Consider the following 19,086-nt stretch of genomic DNA (forward strand, 5'->3'; position numbering starts at 1 on the left):
TGCCGTGCGGCTGTTCGCGCGGACGCCTGCGCAAGGCCTCCTCAACATGCCTACCGGTCGGTATGCTCGCCGGAAGGAGTGCCACCACCGCCGTCCTCCGGGAGGACCCGTGCCCCGCACCGCCCTGCGTATCTGCCCCCTGTGCGAGGCCACCTGCGGCCTGAGCCTCACCATCGACGGCACCGCGGTCACCGCCGCCCGCGGGGACCGCGACGACGTCTTCAGCCGTGGCTTCATCTGCCCCAAGGGCGCCTCCTTCGGTGCCGTCGACGCCGACCCCGACCGGCTGCGCACGCCCCTGGTGCGCAGGGACGGCGAGCTGTGCGAAGCCACCTGGGAGGAGGCGTTCGACGCGGTCGCCGCCGGCGTCCGGCCCGTCGTCGAGCGGTACGGGCCGCACTCCGTCGGCATCGTCCTCGGCAACCCCAACGTGCACACCATGGCCGGCGCCCTCTACCCGACCGTCCTGCTCGGCGCCCTCGGCACCCGCAGCCTCTTCACCGCGTCGACGGTCGACCAGATGCCCAAGCACGTCTCCAGCGGGCTGCTCTTCGGTGATGCCAACGCCATCCCGGTGCCCGACCTCGACCGCACCGACCACCTGCTCCTCATCGGCGCCAACCCCCTGGAATCCAACGGCAGCCTGTGCACGGCCCCCGACTTCCCCGGCCGCCTCAAGGCGCTCAAGGCCCGCGGCGGCACCCTCACCGTCATCGACCCGCGCCGCACCCGCACCGCGAAGCTCGCCGACCGCCACGTGGCGATCCGCCCCGGCACCGACGCCCTGCTCCTCGCCGCGATGGCCCACGTACTGTTCGAAGAGGACCTGGCCGACCTCGGAGCCCTCGCCCCGCACGTCGAGGGGGTCGGGGAAGTCGCGGACGCCGTACGGGACTTCACGCCGGAGTCCGTCGCCGCCGCCTGCGACGTGGACGCGGGCGTCACGCGTGCCCTCGCACGCGAACTCGCCGCCGCCCCCACCGCCGCCGTCTACGGCCGCATCGGCAGCTGCACCGTCCCGCACGGCACCCTCGCCAGCTGGCTCGTGGACGTCCTCAACATCCTCACCGGCAACCTCGACCGCCCCGGCGGCGCCCTCTTCCCGCAGGCCGCCACCGACAGGACCCCGCGTCCCGCCGCTCCCGGCCGCGGCTTCGCGCTCGGCCGCTGGCGCTCCCGGGTGAGCGGGCACCCCGAGGCCAAGGGCGAGCTGCCCCTGTCCGCGCTCGCCGAGGAGATCGACACCGCCACCGAGGAGGGCGCGCCGGTCCGGGCGCTGATCGCCGTCGCCGCCAACCCGGTGCTGTCCGCACCCGACGGCGACCGGCTCGACAAGGCGCTGGACTCGCTCGACTTCATGGTGAGCGTCGACCCGTACCTGAACGAGACCTCGCGCCACGCCCACGTCGTCCTGCCGCCGCCCCCGCCGGCCCAGAGCCCGCACCACGACTTCGCCTTCAACACCCTCGCCGTGCGCAACCAGGTCCGCTACACCCGGCCCGCCGTCCCGCTCGAACCCGGCCGCATGGCCGAGACCGAGATCCTGGCCCGGCTGACCCTGGCCGCCACCGGCATGCACGGGGCCGACCCGGCCGCCGTCGACACCATGGTGATCGAGCAGACCCTCGGCAAGGCCGTCCGGGACCCGCACTCACCCGTCCACGGACAGGACGCCGGTGAACTGACCGCACGGCTCGCCGGCGAGAACGGCCCCGAGCGGCGGCTCGACCTGATGCTGCGCCTCGGCCCCTACGGCGACGGCTTCGGCGTACGGCCGGACGGGCTGACCCTCCGGCGACTGCTCGCCCACCCGCACGGCATCGACCTCGGCCCGCTGCGCCCGCGGCTGCCGCAGCCGCTGAAGACCCGCAGCGGCAAGGTGGAGCTGCTGCCCGCACCGATCGCCGACGACCTGCCGCGCCTGCGACACGCCCTGACCGGGCGCGCCGACGGGCTCGTCCTCGTCGGCCGCCGCCACCTGAGGTCCAACAACAGCTGGATGCACAACATCCCGGCCCTCACCGGCGGCTCCAACCGCTGCACCCTGCACCTCCACCCCGACGACGCCGAACGGCTCGGCGTGCGCGGCGGGGAGCCCGTGCGGGTCAAGGGCGCCGGGGGAGAGGTGACGGTCCCCGCCGAGGTCACCGACACCGTCCGGCCGGGCGTGGTCAGCCTCCCGCACGGCTGGGGCCACGACCGGCCCGGCACCCGCACGAGCCACGCCGCCACCGAGCCCGGCGTCAACGTCAACCAGCTCCTCGACGGCAGCATGCTCGACCCGCTCTCGGGCAACGCGGTACTCAACGGTGTACCCGTCGAACTCACCCCGGTGACCCGCCCCTGACCGACGCAAAGCTGTGACCTGGAGTTTTGCGCTTATTGCTCGCATGTCAACGTCTTGTTAACGATGCTTCGCGGCACCTAACGTCGCTCGCACCGCCTGCCCCGGTGGGATGTTCAAGGGCGAACGTTAGGTACTCACTCATGCTGACCATCCTCGGCTTCGCCATGATCGCGACCTTCCTGGTCCTGATCATGATGAAGAAGATGTCGCCGATCGCGGCGCTCGTGCTGATCCCCGCGCTGTTCTGCGTGTTCGTCGGCAAGGGCGCCGAACTCGGTGACTACGTCATCGACGGCGTGTCCAGCCTCGCCCCCACCGCGGCGATGCTCATGTTCGCGATCGTCTACTTCGGGGTGATGATCGACGTCGGGCTCTTCGACCCGATCGTCCGGGCCATTCTGAAGTTCTGCAAGGCCGACCCGATGCGGATCGTCGTCGGTACGGCCCTGCTGGCCGCCATCGTCTCGCTGGACGGCGACGGCTCCACCACCTTCATGATCACGGTCTCGGCGATGTACCCGCTGTACAAGCGCCTGAAGATGAGCCTGGTCGTGATGACCGGCGTCGCCGCGATGGCCAACGGCGTGATGAACACCCTGCCCTGGGGCGGGCCCACCGCCCGTGCCGCCACCGCGCTGAAGGTCGACGCCACCGACATCTTCGTCCCGATGATCCCCGCCCTGGCCGTGGGCCTGCTCGCGGTCGTCGTCCTGGCGTACGTGCTCGGGCTGCGCGAGCGCCGGCGGGTGGGCACGCTGACGCTGGACGAGGCGCTGGCTCGGGAGCCGGAGAGCGAGACGGTGCTGGTCGGCGCCGGTACGGGCACGAAGGCGGGTGCGGGGGCCGGTGCCGGTGCGGGGAAGGCCTCCGCGGGCTCCGGTGGGTCCCGGGACGCCGCCGCCGAGGACGGCGAGTCCGACGACGACTTCCAGGGCCTCGACCCCAACCGGTCCACCCTGCGTCCCAAGCTGTACTGGTTCAACGCGCTGCTCACGGTCGCGCTGCTCACCGCCATGATCATGGAGCTGCTGCCGATCCCGGTGCTCTTCCTGCTCGGCGCCGCGCTCGCGCTCACCGTCAACTTCCCGCACATCCCCGACCAGAAGGCCCGTATCGCGGCGCACGCCGAGAACGTCCTCAACGTCTCGGGCATGGTCTTCGCCGCCGCCGTCTTCACCGGTGTCCTCACCGGCACCGGCATGGTCGACCACATGGCCAACTGGCTCGTGGACACCATCCCCGACGGCATGGGCCCGCACATGGGCCTGGTCACCGGCCTGCTGAGCCTGCCGCTGACCTACTTCATGTCGAACGACGGCTTCTACTTCGGTGTCCTGCCGGTGCTCGCCGAGGCCGGTCAGGCGCACGGCGTGTCGACGCTGGAGATCGCCCGCGCCTCGATCGTCGGCCAGCCGCTGCACATGTCCAGCCCCCTCGTCCCGGCCGTGTACGTCCTGGTCGGCATGGCCAAGGTCGAGTTCGGCGACCACACGCGGTTCGTGGTGAAGTGGGCGGTCCTGACGAGCCTGGTCATTCTCGCGGCGGGCATCCTGTTCGGCATCATCTGATCATCGGCCCGGCTCCCCGGGGGCACGCGCGGGGAACCGGCAGTTCGCAATTGCGGGAGGACACGATCATGGCGCCCGGTGGGAACCGCGGGTGGCTGCTCCGCCTCGTCATCGCCTTCGGCTTCGCGCAGGGGGCGGTGTCGATGGCCCGGCCCGCCGTCTCCTACCGGGCCCTCGCGCTGGGCGCCGACGAGCGGGCGGTCGGCGTCATCGCGGGTGTGTACGCGCTGCTGCCGCTGTTCGCCGCCGTCCCGCTCGGCCGCCGCACCGACCACGGCCGCTGCGCGCCGCTGCTGCCCGTCGGCGTGGTGCTCATCGCCGGCGGCTGCGCGCTGAGCGGTGTCGCCGGCTCCCTGTGGGCGATGGCCCTGTGGAGCGGTGTCATGGGCCTCGGCCACCTCTGCTTCGTCATCGGCGCCCAGTCGCTGGTCGCCCGCCAGTCCGCCCCGCACGAACAGGACCGCAACTTCGGCCACTTCACCATCGGCGCCTCGCTCGGCCAGCTCGTCGGGCCCGTCGCGGCGGGCGCGCTGATCGGCGGCCACGACATGGCGGGCAGCAGCGCCCTGGCCCTGGTGGTAGCGGGCGCGGGCGCGGCCGTCGCGTTCACGTCGTTGTGGCGCATAGAGCACCCGGCGTCCGCCAAGTCCCGTACGGACCACGGGGCGCGCGTCCCCGTCGGGAGCATCCTGCGCGCCCGGGGCGTGCCCGCGGGCATCCTGATCAGCCTGTCCGTCCTGTCCGCGACCGACATCCTCACCGCCTACCTGCCGGTGGTCGGCGAGCACCGGGGCATCTCCCCGGTCGTGATCGGTGTACTGCTCAGCCTGCGGGCCGCCGCCACGATCGCCTGCCGGCTGGTGCTGACGCCCCTGCTGCGGCTCCTCGGCCGTACCGTGCTGCTCACGGTCACCTGTCTGCTGGCAGCCCTGCTGTGCGCCGGTGTCGCGCTGCCGGTGCCGGTGTGGGTGCTCGCGTTGATGCTGGTCGCCCTCGGCTTCTGCCTCGGCGTCGGCCAGCCGCTGTCCATGACGACAGTCGTCCAGGCTGCCCCCGACGGGGCCCGCTCCACCGCCCTCGCCCTGCGCCTGACCGGCAACCGCCTCGGCCAGGTAGCCGCACCCGCCGCCGCGGGCCTGATCGCCGGCGTCGCGGGCGTGGCCGCGCCGTTCGTGATGCTCGGCGCCCTGCTGCTCATGTCCTCGGGCATCGCCCTGCGCTCCCCGTCGGCCGGGCCCGTCGCGGACCGGCCGACGGCCGGGGACGAGCCCGAGGGCACTCCTCGCCGCCGGGCCCCCGGCCGGACGGCCCGTTAGGGCCCCCTGCCGGATCCCTGCCGGGCGGGGCCCGCAGCGGGTCCACCGGATCGCGCCGACGGCCTCCGGTCCGCCTCCTGAGACGCCCCACCGCTGAATCCGGCCGTCCGCTTTCTCACCAGATGGACGGTGGCACCGAGATCTGGTCCAGCGTCTTCCCCCAGCCGCGCACATTCCGTTAACTTCCGTGACTCACACGCCCCGTACGACCCGCACGAGGGCGTCCGACCGCGGAGCACCAGCGCTCAGTGAGCCCCCGGGGGCACCTCCCATGACACGCGCCATCTCCCTGCACGACGTGAGCAAGACCTACCCGCGAGGCGTCCGCGTGGTGGACCGGCTGTCGCTGGACATCGCGCCCGGCGAGTTCCTCGTCCTGCTCGGCCCCTCCGGCTGCGGCAAGTCCACCGTGCTGCGCATGATCGCCGGCCTCGAGGAGATCACCGACGGCGAACTGCTGCTGGACGGCGAGTACGCCAACGACCTGCTCCCCTCCGAGCGGAGCATGGCGATGGTCTTCCAGAACTTCGCCCTGTACCCGAACATGACGACCCGCGGGAACATCGGCTTCCCGCTGCGCGTCGAGGCCCCGCAGGCCGACCCCGGCCCCCGCGTGGACGCCACCGCCCGCATGCTGGGCATCGAGGACCTCCTCGACCGCTTTCCCGCCCAGCTCTCCGGCGGCGAACGCCAGCGCGTCGCCATGGGCCGGGCCATCGCCCGGCACCCCACCGCCTTCCTGATGGACGAGCCGCTGTCGAACCTGGACGCCAAGCTCCGCAACCACCTGCGCGCCGAGATCACCAAGCTGACCCGGGAACTGGGCGTCACCACGATCTACGTCACCCACGACCAGTCCGAGGCCATGTCCCTCGGCGACCGCGTCGCCGTCCTGCGCGGCGGCGTGCTCCAGCAGGTGGACAGCCCGCGCGCGGTGTACGCCCTGCCGCGCAACGTCTTCGTCGCCGCCTTCATCGGCACCCCGCGGATCAACCTGCTGCGCGGCCTCGTACGGGCGCCGCTCGACGGCGCGATGACCATCAGCCTCGGCAAGCAGTTCCTGCGCCTGCCCGAGCCGCTCTCCCTGGACCACCAGATGCTCCGCGTCCAGCAGGGCCGCGAGGTCATCGTCGGCCTGCGCTCGGAGGCCGTCCGGATCGCGAAGCCCGCCTCCGCCCGTCCCGGCGAGGTACTGCTCACCGGCCTGGTGGAGCACGTGGAGTTCCAGGGCCACGAGGTCCTCGTCCACTTCAACACCGGTTCGCGCCCGGCCGTCGTACCCGACCTGGAGGCTCCTCGCCCCGTCGCCCGCCCGGTCAGGCGCCGCCGCCGCGACGGCACGGTCCTGGACCGGCTGAGGGAGCGGGCGGGCGCCCTGCGCGCCGGACCGGTGGTGGTCCTGGACGACCCCGACGAGGACGCCGGACCCGCGGGCACCGGACCCGCTGTCGCCGCCCCGGACGGCCGCCTCCCCGGCGACCTGATCGTCCGGACCACCCCCGACATCGACCTCCGCCACGGCATGCAGGTCCCTCTCCTCGTCGACCTCGCCCACCTGTTCGTCTTCGACCAGCACGGCGACCGGATCTGCCCCGCCCCGGCGCGCCTGCCGGACCTGGACGAGTGAGTTCGCCGGCATCCAGCCCGCCGGGAGGGTGAGCCGCGCCACCATGGTGGCCGCCCCTGGTGCCGTAAAACTATCGGCGCTAGTTTGGGGCCGGACGACGAGGCCCGCCCGGAAGGAACGCGATGAAGGCACATGACGGCATGTACATCGACGGAGCCTGGCGGCCCGCCGACGGCCGGGACACGATCGAGGTCGTGAACCCGGCCGACGAGCAGGTGATCGGCAAGGTCCCCGCCGGTACCGCCCTGGACGTCGACACCGCCGTACGGGCCGCCCGCGCCGCCCTGCCGGGCTGGGCGGCCACCCCGCCCGCCGAGCGGGCCGCGCGCCTGGCGGCGCTGCGGGACGTACTGGTGGACCGCAAGGACGAGATCGCCGGGACGGTCACCGCCGAGCTGGGCTCGCCGCTGAAGTTCTCGCAGGCCGTGCACGCCGCCGCCCCGATCGCGGTGGCCGGCTCGTACGCCGACCTGGCGGCGACGTACGCCTTCGAGGAGAAGGTCGGCAACTCCGTCGTCCACCACGAGCCGATCGGCGTGGTCGGGGCGATCACCCCGTGGAACTACCCCCTCCACCAGATCGTCGCCAAGGTCGCCCCCGCACTCGCGGCCGGCTGCACGATCGTGCTGAAGCCCGCCGAGGACACCCCGCTCACCGCCCAGCTCTTCGCGGAGGCGGTGCACGAGGCCGGCGTCCCGGCCGGCGTCTTCAACCTGGTCACCGGCCTCGGCCCGGTCGCCGGCCAGGCCCTCGCCGAGCACCCGGACGTCGACCTGGTCTCCTTCACGGGTTCCACGGCTGTCGGCCGGCGCATCGGTGCCCTCGCCGGGGCCGCCGTCAAGAAGGTCGCCCTCGAACTCGGCGGCAAGTCCGCCAACGTCATCCTCCCGACCGCCGACCTCGCCAAGGCCGTGAACGTCGGCGTCGCCAACGTGATGTCCAACTCCGGCCAGACGTGCAGCGCCTGGACCCGCATGCTCGTGCACGGCGACCAGTACGACGAGGCCGTGCGGCTGGCCGCCGAGGCCGCCGCGAAGTACGGCGACCGGATCGGCCCCCTCGTCAACGCCAAGCAGCAGGAGCGCGTGCGCGGCTACATCGACAAGGGCGTCGCGGAGGGCGCGCGCCTCGTCGCGGGCGGCCCAGAAGCACCGCGCGAGCAGGGCTACTTCGTCAGCCCGACCGTCTTCGCCGACGTCACCGAGGACATGACCGTCGCCCAGGAGGAGATCTTCGGGCCGGTCCTGTCCATCCTCCGCTACGAGGACGAGGAGGACGCCCTGCGGATCGCCAACGGCACGGTGTACGGCCTCGCCGGCGCCGTCTGGGCCGGCGACGAGACCGAGGCGGTCGCCTTCGCCCGCCGGATGGAGACCGGCCAGGTCGACATCAACGGCGGCCGGTTCAACCCGCTGGCGCCCTTCGGTGGCTACAAGCAGTCCGGCGTGGGCCGCGAACTGGGCCGGCACGGCCTGTCCGAGTACCTCCAGACCAAGTCCTTCCAGTTCTAGCTCCAGGGGAGTTGCCCACGTCATGGCCGTCCGTACCACTGTCCGTGCCGCCGTCGTACCCGCCGTAGGCGCCCCGCTGGAGATCACCGGGATCGAGCTGCCCGAGCCCGGCCCGGGGCAGGTCCGGGTGAAGCTCGCCGCCGCCGGGGTCTGCCATTCCGACCTGTCCCTGTCCAACGGCACCATGCGTGTGCCGCTCCCCGCGGTCCTCGGCCACGAGGGCGCCGGCACGGTCCTCGCCGTCGGCGAGGGCGTCACCCGCGTCGCCCCCGGCGACGACGTCGTCCTCAACTGGGCCCCGTCCTGCGGCGCCTGCCACGCCTGCTCGCTCGGCGAGGTCTGGCTGTGCGCGAACGCCCTGGCCGGCGCCGCGAACACGCACGCCCGCCGCGCCGACGACGGCACCGACCTGCACCCCGGCCTGAACGTCGCCGCGTTCGCCGAGGAGACGGTGGTGAACGCCGACTGCGTCCTGCCCGTCCCCGACGGCATCCCGCTCGCGGACGCCGCCCTGCTCGGCTGCGCGGTCCTCACCGGCTACGGGGCCGTCCACCACTCGGCGAAGCTCCGTGAGGGCGAGACGGTCGCCGTGTTCGGCGTCGGGGGAGTGGGCCTCGCCACGCTCCAGGCGGCCCGGATCGCGGGCGCGTCGAGGATCGTCGCCGTCGACGTGTCCCCCGAGAAGGAGGAACTGGCCCGCGCCGCCGGCGCCACCGACTACCTGGTCGCCTCCGGCACCACCGCCCGCGAGATCCGCGCCCTCACCGGCAAGCAGGGCGTCGACGTCGCCGTCGAGTGCGTCGGCCGCGCGGTCACCATCCGCACCGCCTGGGAGTCCACCCGGCGCGGTGGACGCACCACGGTCGTCGGCATCGGCGGCAAGGACCAGCAGGTCACCTTCAACGCCCTGGAGATCTTCCACTGGGGCCGCACCCTGACCGGCTGCGTCTACGGCAACGCCGACCCGGCCCGGGACCTCCCGGTGCTGGCCGAGCACGTCCGCGCCGGACGACTGGACCTCGGCGCCCTGGTCACGGAACGGATCGCCCTGGACGGCATCCCGGCGGCCTTCGAGAACATGCTGGCGGGCAAGGGCGGCCGGGCGCTGGTGGTGTTCTAGCCCGGCCCGGGCCGGCCCGGTCCTAGACCCGGTCGGTTTCCTCGCGGCGTGGTTCCGGGGCGGGTGCACCCCGCTCCGGAACCGCCGCCGTACGCTTCCGGGACCGCGACACCGCCACGCCCGCCAGGCACAGCGCGCCACCCGCCAGGGTGAGCAGCCCCGGCACCTCGCCCAGCACCAGCCACGACATCAGGACGACGAGCGCGGGCACGGCGTACGTGGTCGCGCCCATGCGGCCGGCGGTCGTACGGGCCAGGGCGTACGCCCACGTCGTGAACGCCAACGCGGTCGGGAAGACGCCCAGGTACACCATGTTGAGCGTCGCGGAGACGGGCGCGTCAGCCACCTCGTGCACCAGCTGCCCCGTGAACGGCAGGCAGAGCACCGCTCCGACCAGGCACCCGAACGTCGTCACCTGTAGCGCGCTCGCGTGTCCCAGGGCCGGCTTCTGGGCGACGACCCCGCCCGCGTAGGCCACGGCGGCCAGGAGGCACAGCACCACCCCGAACAGCGAGGAACCGCCCTCGCCGGACATCGACAGGCCCACGGTCACCGCACCGGCGAACGACACCGCCATCCCCGCCAGCAGCCGTGGCGGCAGTGCGTCGCCCAGCAGCCGGGCGCCGAGCAGTGCGATGAGGATCGGTCCGACGTTGACCACCAGGGCGGCCGTACCGGCGTCCACCTGCTGCTCGCCCCAGTTCAGGACGACCATGTACAGGCCGAACCAGAGCAGCCCCGATATCGCGATGCCCCGCCATGCCGGTCGCGGCGGCAGCCCCTCCCGGCGCAGCAGGCAGATCACCCCCAGGGCCAGGGCACCCGACAGCAGCCGCCCGAGCGCCAGTGCGCCCGGCGAGTAGGCCTCACCGGCACTGCGGATCGAGACGAAGGCGGAGGCCCACAGGACGACGGTGACCGTGGCCGCGCCGGCCGAGAGCAGTTCCGGGCGGCGTGCGGGGGCGGGACGGGGCATGCGGGCGGAGCTCATCATTCTCCAGAGGCTAGGCAGCGCAAGAGGGGTCGCGCCGGCGGGTTTCGGATGGTGAGCCGGTGCTCAGCGCAGTGCCACCGGGTCGATGCCGAGCAGCTCCGACAGCGCGTCCTCGCCCGCCGGCGTCACCTTCACCGCCCGCCCGGAGCCGATGCGTACGCACCAGCCCGTGTCCAGGGCGTGCCGGCACAGGGCCGCGCCCGCGACACCCGCGAGATGGGGGCGGCGCTCGGTCCAGTCGAGGCAGGCCCGGACCAGCGGCCGACGACCGGTGGGCTCCAGGGCGATACCCGTGTCCGCGAACCAGCCGAGCCCGGCGTCGGTGAGCGCGAAGCCGGTGTCCTGGCGCAGCAGCCCGCGCCCGGTCAGCGCGTCGGTGACCGTGATGCCGAGCCGCCCGGCGAGGTGGTCGTAGCAGGTGCGGCCCCGGGCCATCGCCGACCCGGCGCCTGCTGCCCGCAGGGTGCGCGGACGCCGCGCCGCGGCCTCGGGCGCGACCTGGGCGGCCAGGTCCTCGACCAGTTGCGCGACCCGCTCGTCGGCCAGTCGCACATACCGGTGCCGCCCCTGCCGTTCCTCGGCGAGCAGTCCACCCGCGACGAGCTTGCCCAGGTGCTCGCTCAGCGTGGACGCGGCCACTCCCGCGTGCCGGGCCAGCTCACCGGCGGTCCAGGCCCGCCCGTCGAGCAGTGCCAGCAGACACGCGGCCCTGGTCTCGTCGGCGATCAGCCCGGCCAGCCGCGCGAGCCCGGGCGCTTCGGCGTCCTTGTCGGTCATGTGTTCCAGGATGCGGTACGCATCGTTCGGCGGGTGCCGAAGTGTCCTCAGGCGTTCCGCGCCACCTGCGCGTACTGCTGCGTCAGTCCGTCCAGCAGCGCCGCCAGCCCGGTCTCGAAGGCCCGCTCGTCGATCTTCTCCTGCTGCTCGGCCAGGAGGTGGGCCTGCTGGAGGTGCGGGTAGTCGGCGGGGTCGTAGGCGCCGGCGTCGCCCACGAAGCCCCCGGCGAAGGAGCCGAGCGCCGAGCCCATGACGAAGTACCGCATCAGCGCGCCGATGGACGTGGCCTGGGCGGGGGGCCAGCCGGCCGCGACCATCGCGCCGTAGACGGCGTCCGCGAGGTGCAGCGCGGCCGGGCGGCGGCCGGGGCCGTGGGCCAGTACCGGGACGATGTGGGGATGGTCGCGCAGGGCCGCCCGGTAGGAGACGGCCCAGTCGTGCAGCGCGGTCCGCCAGTCCCGGCCGTCCTCGAACATCGTCAGGTCGACCTGCGCGCTCACGGAGTCGGCGACCGCCTCCAGGATCTCGTCCTTGGTGCGGAAGTGGTTGTAGAGCGAGGGCCCGCTGACTCCCAGTTCCGCGGCGAGCCGGCGGGTGGAGACGGCCGCGAGGCCCTCCGCGTCCACCAGCGCGCGGGCCGTCTCGACGATCCGGTCGGTGCTGAGCAGGGGCTTGCGCGGTCGGGCCATGGCGCACATAGTAGGGCTGCGGGCCTAAACTAGCAGTGCTAATTTAAAAGTCCGGTTTTCAAGGTCCGGGCTTCGGGCCCTTCTTTCGCGATCGTCTTCTGTGGGGTGACTCGGCATGAACCTGGAGCTCAGCGAGGAGCAGAGCGCCGTACGGCAGCTCGCGCGGGACTTCGTGGAGCGCGAGATCGCCCCGCACGTCGTCGCCTGGGACCGAGCCGAGGAGGTGGACCGGTCCATCGTGAAGAAGCTCGGCGAGGTCGGCTTCCTCGGCCTCACCGTCGACGAGGAGTACGGCGGCTGTGGCGGCGACCACCTCGGCTATTGCCTGGTGACGGAGGAACTGGGCCGCGGCGACAGCTCCGTGCGCGGGATCGTGTCGGTCTCCCTCGGCCTGGTCGCCAAGACCATCGCCGCCTGGGGCGACGAGGAGCAGAAGCGGCGCTGGCTGCCGGGTCTCACCTCCGGCGAGTACGTCGGCTGCTTCGGCCTCACCGAGCCCGGTACGGGGTCGGACGCCGGGAACCTCTCCACCCGCGCCGTCCGCGACGGCGACGACTACGTCGTCAACGGCACCAAGATGTTCATCACCAACGGCACCTGGGCCGACGTGGTGCTGCTCTTCGCCCGCTCCACTGACGCCCCCGGCCACAAGGGGGTCTCCGCCTTCCTCGTGCCCACCGACACGCCCGGCCTGACCCGCCGGACCATCCACGGCAAGCTCGGTCTGCGCGGCCAGGCCACCGCCGAGCTGGTCCTCGAGGACGTCCGCGTCCCCGCCTCCGCGATGCTGGCCCCCGAGGGCAAGGGCTTCTCGGTCGCCATGTCGGCCCTCGCCAAGGGGCGGATGTCGGTCGCGGCCGGCTGCGTCGGCATCGCCCAGGCCGCACTCGACGCGGCCGTGAAGTACGCGGGCGAGCGCGAGCAGTTCGGGAAGACCATCGCCCACCACCAGCTGGTGCAGGAGCTGATCAGCGACATCGCCCTCGACGTGGACGCGGCCCGGCTGCTGACCTGGCGGGTCGCCGATCTGATCGACCGCGGGCGGCCCTTCACCGTCGAGTCCTCCAAGGCCAAGCTGTTCGCCTCGGAGGCCGCCGTCCGCGCCGCCAACAACGCCCTCCAGGTCTTCGGCGGCTACGGCTACATCGACGAGTACCCGGCCGGCAAGCTGCTGCGCGACGCCCGCGTGATGACCCTCTACGAGGGCACCAGCCAGATCCAGAAGCTGGTCATCGGGCGTGCGCTGACCGGCGTTTCGGCCTTCTGAGCGCGAGACCTCCCGGCCCTCTGAGTACGGGAACTGAGTACGCCGGCGGATGTGGCGGGGGCCACATCCGCCGACCCTTGTCCGCATGAGTGACACACCCGTCAAGCAGCAGAGCACGGCAGCCTTCTACGGGCAGGCCGTGGCCTCGTTCGCGGTCGCGATGACCGCCACCGCCGTCGGCATCTACAACCTCCAGGCCGACGCCTGGGTCCGTGCCTTCCTCGCCGTCGCCGTCCTGTACCTCGTCACCTCGGCCTTCACGCTGGCCAAGATCATCCGTGACCGCCAGGAGGCCGGGCAGATAGTGAGCCGCGTCGACCAGGCCCGGTTGGACAAGCTCCTCGCCGAGCACGACCCCTTCGAGAAGCTGGGCTGACGTGCCCGCCGACGCCGCCCCTAAGCGCCCGCTCAGGTTCGGCGGTATGGTGGTGCCCCTGTCACCGAGAGGGGCGAACAAGCGATGAGTACGGCGGCCGAGACGACGGGCGGCGACACCGAGCCGTGGGAAGAGGTCACCCCGGACGCGGCCCGGCGGCTCCTGGTCGCCGCGGTGGAGGCCTTCGCCGAGCGCGGGTACCACGCGACCACGACCCGCGACATCGCCGGGCGGGCCGGCATGAGCCCGGCCGCGCTCTACATCCACTACAAGACCAAGGAAGAGCTGCTCCACCGCATCAGCCGGATCGGTCACGACCGGGCGGTCGCCATCCTGCGGACGGCGGCCCAGGGCGGGGGCAGTGCCACCGAGCGGCTCGCCGACGCCGTGAGTTCCTTCGTGCGGTGGCACGCCGGGCGCCGCACGACCGCGCGGGTGGTGCAGTACGAGCTGGACGCGCTCGGACCCGAGGCCCGCGACGAGATCCTCGCGCTGCGCCGGCAGTGCGATGCCGCGGTGCGCGGCATCATCGACGACGGTGTCGCGTCGGGCGAGTTCGACGTGCCGGACGTGAAGGGGACGACGCTCGCGGTGCTGTCGCTCTGCATCGACGTCGCCCGCTGGTTCAACGTGAACGGCCCCCGGACGCCCGACGAGGTCGGCGCGCTCTACGCCGACCTCGTACTGCGGATGGTGGGAGCCGAACCGCCCGCCGCTCAGAGGTAGTAGCGGGAGACCGACTCGGCGACGCACACCGGTTTGTCGCCGCCCTCGCGTTCCACGGTGAAGGCGACGGCCACCTGGATCCCTCCCTTGACGTCCTCGACGCCCGTGATCGTCGCCGTGGCGCGCAGCCGCGAGCCGACCGGGACGGGGGAGGGGAAACGGACCTTGTTGGTGCCGTAGTTCACGCCCATCTTCACGCCCTCGACCTTGATCAGCTGCGGTCCGAAGAGCGGCAGCAGCGACAGGGTCAGATAGCCGTGCGCGATGGTGGTGCCGAACGGGCCCGCGGCGGCCTTCTCCGGGTCCACGTGGATCCACTGGTGGTCGCCGGTCGCCTCCGCGAACAGGTCGATCCGCTTCTGGTCGACGTCCAGCCAGTCGGTGTACCCCAGCTGCTCGCCCACCGCCGCCTTCACGTCGTCGGCGGATGTGAAGATCCTCGGCTCTGCCATGTCCCGGCCTCTCTGCTCGCTCGACCAACTCGCCCGACCCGCTCACCATAAGGCTAAGCGACTGCTTAGCATGGTCGCCGGGGAAGCCCGTGTCAACGGACCGGGGGCATCCGGGCGGGTGACCGGGTCGGTAGGGTTCGAGGAGTGCCTCAGATTCCCGAGAAGATCCACGAGCTCACGGTCGGCCAGCTCGCCGCGCGCAGCGGCGCCGCCGTCTCCGCCCTGCACTTCTACGAGTCCAAGGGCCTGATCCGCAGTCGCCGCACCTCGGGCAACCAGCGCCGCTTCAGCCGTGACGCGCTGCGCCGGGTCGCCTTCGTACGCGCTGCGCAGCGCGTCGGCATCCCGCTCGCCACGATCCGCGAGGCGCTCGCCGAGCTGCCGGAGGGGCGCACGCCCACCGAGGAAGACTGGGCGCGGCTCTCCGCGTCCTGGCGTTCCGAACTGGACGAGCGGATCAAGCAGCTGAACCGGTTGCGCGACCACCTCACCGACTGCATCGGCTGCGGCTGCCTCTCCCTGGACACCTGCGTCCTGTCCAACCCCGACGACGTCTTCGGTGAACGGGGCGTCGGCTCGCGGCTGCTGGTGGAACGGACCAGGAGGGCCGCCACCACGCCCCCGGCCCGGCGTGCCGCGCCCGGCCGTGAACCGGACGCGGACGCCGGGTGCTGCGACCGGCCGACGGGGTGACCGGGCCGCGCGGGCCGGGGTGCGGACCCGTTTTGAACGAGTTCGAAAATCCCGTTCATTCTTGATCGCGAAACTGTAGGATCCGGTCCACCCGCCATGGGCATGGCAGGGCAAGGGGAGGATCCAGTGAAACGACACGGCTTGGTGCGGGGGGCGTTCGCCACCGTCATGGGCGTCGCTCTGACCGTGGGCGGCCTGATGCCGCAGGCGTCGAGTGCCGCGGCCGACGAACCGGTGCCCGGCGAGGTGGTCGTTCCGGCCGCCCCGCAGACGGACCCGGTGTACGCGCGGACCTATCTGTCCGCCCAGTCACGCGACTTCCGGGCGGATTCCGCCGGTGCCGAGGGCGTCTTCTACGCCCAGGCGGACGGGAAGGCCGCCTACGCCCGCTACGCGGACGGCCGCAGCACGCCGGTCTCCGTGCCCACCGAGTCCGGAACGGCCGTCCGGGGCACCGGCTCCGACACCCTGGCCTTCCTGCGGGACGGAGAGGTCGAACTCCACGGCGCGGACGGGACCTCGCGCCGCGTGACGGTCCCCGAAGGGCTCAAGGCGTCCGCGGTCTTCGGTTCCACGGTGGTCGCCCACGGGACGGCTGCCCAGCCGGACGGCAGCGTGACGATCGAGTCGAGGCACCTGCTGTCGCCCCAGCCGGACGGGACGACCCGGGATCTGCCCCTGTCCGAACCCGACGGCCGGCCTCTGGGGGTGTTCGGCGGCGACCCGTCGGGCCTCGTCGTGTCGCCGACGGCCCAGGACGGACAGCGGCGCTTCGGTATCGCCTCGACGGCGACGGGACAGGTCGAGGCCATGAGCCCGCCGGTCCCGGAGGCCTTCTCCCGTGTGAAGCTCTCACCCGAGTACCTGGCGGCCTACAGCCCGGACGCCGGGAACCAGAAGATCCTCGTGTTCTCCCGGAGTGATCTCTCGGCTCCCCACACCGAGGTCACCCTGGACGACGTCGACTCCCCCGACCACTTCGCCGTCGTGAGCGACTGGCTGGTCTACCAGGACGGCCTCCGCCTGGAAGCGGCCCCGATCGCCGGCGGCCCCGTCGTCACCCTGCTCGACGGGTATCGGGGCTCGGTCGCCGCCGGACCGGACGGCACCGCGGCGATCGTCGGCGGCGACGACGCCATCGACTGGGGAGTCCGGCACATCGCGGCCGACCGCACGGGCAGGCCGGTGGCGGCCTTGGTCAAGCGCCTGCCCAAGCCGGCGGTCATCCAGGGCCTGGCACTCGCCCAGGGGCAGCTGTCCGTGATCGACAACAGCGGCGTCAGTTCCTACGAGTACGTCCGGTCCGTCAGCACCTCCGGTGCGCCGTCCTACGGCGAGCGTTCCCGCCTCACGGACCTCCCGCTGTCCGACTGCGCGGCCGACGACGTCGCCTGTGCGGAGTACCGGGCTCTCGGGGACGGGCGGTTCGTGCGCCGTGAAGGCGGCTATTACATAGTCAACAGCTCGGAGGGCGGCGACTTCCAGGCCCCCTACCTCGGCGACGGCCGCCTGGTGGACATCAACGGTGACTACGTCGTCCACGCCTCCGCCGACGCCGCGGGCGAGCAGCAGGTGTACTCGCTCCGGGCCGAGCGGGTCGTCGGGAAACGGCCGGCCGGCGCGGCCGCCCTGTGGGGTTCCTGGCTGTGGAAGCCGGGGACGGAGAACGGCGACGTCACGGCCGAGGACCTGGCGACCGGCAGGACGGTCCAGTCGGTGGACACCGGCGCCCCGTGCGTGCCCCGGGAGCTGCAGGCCGTGGGCCGCTGGCTGTACTGGAGCTGCGGCGCGGACGGACCGGCAGGCGTCTACGACCGTACGGCGCAGACCTCGCTGCCGGTCCCGGCGGGGGAGGCCCTGCTCGGCGACGGCTACGTCGTCACCCACGACACGGCGGCCGGACAGCTGGTCCTCACCGGCGCCGACAGCGCCCAACCCGTCAGCCGCGTCATCGGTGCCCTGCCCGGAACCGGTGTCTCACAGCGTCACATCCGCTGGAGCGTGGACCGCTTCGGCGGCCACGTGGCCTACGCGGACGCGGACGAACGCGTCCACATCGTCCCGACCGGCATCGGCGCCCAGCCCCTGTCGGTTCTGAGCCGGAACGCCGGTGACCACGTCGAGGCGAGCGAGACCGGCCAGGAGCTGCTGCGGGTTCTGCTCAGCAAGCCCGTCGGCGAGTGGTCCCTCACCGCGCGGCACGCCACCACCGGCAAGGTCTCCGTGCTGGACTCCGGTACGGAGGCCCGCGGCCGGGTGGAGTTCGCCTGGACCGGCCGTGACAAGGCCGGGAACCTGATGCCCAACGGGCAGTACACCTGGACCCTGAACGCCCCGCCCGCCGACGGCGTCGGCCCGGCGATCCAGCAGACCGGCAGCGTCGTCCTGACCCACGGCCTCTCCACGGCCACCTCCAGGTTCCGGGTGGACGAGCCGCTGCGGGCCATGGACACACGCACCGGGACCGGCGTCCGCAAGGGCAAGGTCGGCCCCGCGGGCACAGTGACCCTCCAGATCCCCGAGCGCGACGACCTCCTCCCGGCCGACCAGGTGACCGCGGTGGCCATGAACGTGACCGCCACCAACCCGACGGCGTCCACGTACATCTCGGTCTATCCGGCCGGCACCGCCCGCGGCAGCGCGTCCAACCTCAACGTGCCCGCCGGTGCGACCGTGCCCAACACGGTGGTCGTCCCCGTCAAGGACGGGAAGGTCACCTTCTACAACCACGCCGGGACCGTCGACCTCATCGCCGACATCTCCGGTCACTACACCGAGGCGGACGGCTCCCTCTACGAGCCCCTGCGTCCCACCCGTCTGCTGGACACCCGCAGCGGCCTCGGCGCGCGGAAGGCCAAGGTGCAGGAGCACACCACGGTGCCCCTCACGGTCTTCGGCCGCGGGGGAGTGCCCACCACGGACGTGACGGCGGTCGTGCTGAACGTGACGGCGACCAACCCCACGGCCTCGACCGTCGTGTCCGTCGTCCCGTCCGAGGGCGTCGTCGGCTGGCAGGGGCCGTCGAACCTGAACGTGAAGGCGGGGGAGACCGTGTCGAACCTCGTCGTCGCCCCGGTGCGCGACGGTGAGATCTACCTGTACAACCACTCGGGCTCGGTCGATCTCATCGCCGATGTCGCCGGCTACTACACCTCCTCGAACCTCGGTTCGCTCTACCAGCCGCTGGCCCCGGTCCGTGCCATGGACACCCGGTACGGCACCGGGGTCGCCAAGGGCACCCTCGGGTCCGGAGACACGGTGACCCTTCAGGTCGCCGGCCGGGGCAGCGTCCCCGCCACGGGGGTGACAGCGGTCGTGCTGAACGTGACGGCGACCGACCCGACCTCGTCCACGTTCATCTCGGTCTACCCCTCGGGGACGGCCCGCACCAGCGCGTCCAACCTGAACCTGACGGCGGGACGGACCGCGGCCGGCCTCGTCGTGGTCCCGGTGGCCGACGGCAAGGTCACCTTCTACAACCACGCGGGCACGGTCGACCTGATCGCCGACGTGCAGGGCTTCTACGCCACGTAGGGGCGGCTCGCCGGGGGTCGCCGCACAGCACGCCTCGCGCGTTCTGCACGACGACCCCCGGCGCCGTGCGACCGCACCCGCCGGCGCCG

At 72.6% G+C, this 19,086-nt stretch carries 15 protein-coding genes; 11 read left to right on the top strand and 4 right to left on the bottom strand.

The annotated features are described in order from the left end of the window. Nucleotides 1–109: 109 nt before the first annotated feature. The 6 genes from ACH4F2_RS26450 (at nucleotide 110) to ACH4F2_RS26475 (ending at nucleotide 9,489) form a co-directional block, all read left to right on the top strand. Entirely contained in the window at nucleotides 110–2,347 is a 2,238-nt protein-coding gene (locus ACH4F2_RS26450) for a molybdopterin oxidoreductase family protein (RefSeq protein ID WP_398135233.1), read from the top strand. Between the two features lie 140 nt (nucleotides 2,348–2,487). Further along, nucleotides 2,488–3,915 (top strand): CitMHS family transporter, encoded by a 1,428-nt coding sequence (locus ACH4F2_RS26455; RefSeq protein WP_398135234.1) that lies wholly within the window; start codon nucleotides 2,488–2,490, stop codon nucleotides 3,913–3,915. A 68-nt stretch (nucleotides 3,916–3,983) separates the two neighbouring features. Further along, entirely contained in the window at nucleotides 3,984–5,231 is a 1,248-nt protein-coding gene (locus ACH4F2_RS26460) for an MFS transporter (RefSeq protein ID WP_398135235.1), read from the top strand. 271 nt (nucleotides 5,232–5,502) lie between these two features. Further along, entirely contained in the window at nucleotides 5,503–6,858 is a 1,356-nt protein-coding gene (locus ACH4F2_RS26465) for an ABC transporter ATP-binding protein (RefSeq protein ID WP_398135236.1), read from the top strand. Between the two features lie 122 nt (nucleotides 6,859–6,980). After that, nucleotides 6,981–8,369 (top strand): aldehyde dehydrogenase family protein, encoded by a 1,389-nt coding sequence (locus ACH4F2_RS26470; RefSeq protein WP_398135237.1) that lies wholly within the window; start codon nucleotides 6,981–6,983, stop codon nucleotides 8,367–8,369. A gap of 22 nt (nucleotides 8,370–8,391) precedes the next feature. Beyond that, complete coding sequence (locus ACH4F2_RS26475) at nucleotides 8,392–9,489, top strand: Zn-dependent alcohol dehydrogenase (RefSeq protein WP_398135238.1); 1,098 nt, start codon at nucleotides 8,392–8,394, stop codon at nucleotides 9,487–9,489. A 22-nt stretch (nucleotides 9,490–9,511) separates the two neighbouring features. Here ACH4F2_RS26475 and ACH4F2_RS26480 read toward each other — a convergent pair whose 3' ends face one another. From ACH4F2_RS26480 to ACH4F2_RS26490, 3 genes are all read right to left on the bottom strand, one after another. After that, on the bottom strand, nucleotides 9,512–10,483 hold the full coding sequence (locus ACH4F2_RS26480; protein WP_398135239.1) for a DMT family transporter: 972 nt from the start codon (nucleotides 10,481–10,483) through the stop codon (nucleotides 9,512–9,514). Nucleotides 10,484–10,546: 63 nt separating this feature from the next. Continuing rightward, nucleotides 10,547–11,260 carry an ArsR/SmtB family transcription factor gene (locus ACH4F2_RS26485; RefSeq protein ID WP_398135240.1) on the bottom strand — a complete coding sequence of 238 codons (714 nt, stop codon included), beginning with the start codon at nucleotides 11,258–11,260 and terminating at the stop codon, nucleotides 10,547–10,549. 47 nt (nucleotides 11,261–11,307) lie between these two features. Beyond that, nucleotides 11,308–11,949 carry a TetR/AcrR family transcriptional regulator gene (locus tag ACH4F2_RS26490; RefSeq protein ID WP_398135241.1) on the bottom strand — a complete coding sequence of 214 codons (642 nt, stop codon included), beginning with the start codon at nucleotides 11,947–11,949 and terminating at the stop codon, nucleotides 11,308–11,310. 115 nt (nucleotides 11,950–12,064) lie between these two features. Here ACH4F2_RS26490 and ACH4F2_RS26495 point away from each other — a divergent pair, with 115 nt between their 5' ends. The 3 genes from ACH4F2_RS26495 to ACH4F2_RS26505 all read left to right on the top strand — a co-directional run bounded on the left by ACH4F2_RS26495 (nucleotide 12,065) and on the right by ACH4F2_RS26505 (nucleotide 14,318). After that, nucleotides 12,065–13,216, top strand: a complete 1,152-nt coding sequence (locus ACH4F2_RS26495) for an acyl-CoA dehydrogenase family protein (protein WP_398135242.1) — start codon at nucleotides 12,065–12,067, stop codon at nucleotides 13,214–13,216. Between the two features lie 85 nt (nucleotides 13,217–13,301). Then, nucleotides 13,302–13,592: a YiaA/YiaB family inner membrane protein gene (locus ACH4F2_RS26500; RefSeq protein ID WP_398135243.1), complete on the top strand. Its 291-nt coding sequence runs from the start codon at nucleotides 13,302–13,304 to the stop codon at nucleotides 13,590–13,592. Nucleotides 13,593–13,676: 84 nt separating this feature from the next. Then, nucleotides 13,677–14,318 (top strand): TetR family transcriptional regulator, encoded by a 642-nt coding sequence (locus ACH4F2_RS26505; RefSeq protein ID WP_398135244.1) that lies wholly within the window; start codon nucleotides 13,677–13,679, stop codon nucleotides 14,316–14,318. Here ACH4F2_RS26505 and ACH4F2_RS26510 read toward each other — a convergent pair. After that, nucleotides 14,309–14,770, bottom strand: a complete 462-nt coding sequence (locus ACH4F2_RS26510; RefSeq protein WP_398135245.1) for a MaoC family dehydratase — start codon at nucleotides 14,768–14,770, stop codon at nucleotides 14,309–14,311. The genes ACH4F2_RS26505 and ACH4F2_RS26510 overlap by 10 nt on opposite strands. A gap of 144 nt (nucleotides 14,771–14,914) precedes the next feature. Here ACH4F2_RS26510 and soxR point away from each other — a divergent pair, with 144 nt between their 5' ends. Both soxR and ACH4F2_RS26520 read left to right on the top strand, forming a co-directional pair. Then, the gene (soxR, locus tag ACH4F2_RS26515) at nucleotides 14,915–15,463 is read left to right on the top strand and encodes a redox-sensitive transcriptional activator SoxR (protein ID WP_398135246.1); all 549 of its coding nucleotides are present in this window, start codon (nucleotides 14,915–14,917) and stop codon (nucleotides 15,461–15,463) included. 126 nt (nucleotides 15,464–15,589) lie between these two features. After that, nucleotides 15,590–18,997, top strand: a complete 3,408-nt coding sequence (locus ACH4F2_RS26520; protein ID WP_398135247.1) for a FlgD immunoglobulin-like domain containing protein — start codon at nucleotides 15,590–15,592, stop codon at nucleotides 18,995–18,997. The last annotated feature ends 89 nt before the right edge of the window (nucleotides 18,998–19,086 follow it).

The sequence above is a fragment of the Streptomyces sp. NPDC017890 genome (assembly GCF_044328675.1).
Taxonomy (GTDB): domain Bacteria; phylum Actinomycetota; class Actinomycetes; order Streptomycetales; family Streptomycetaceae; genus Streptomyces.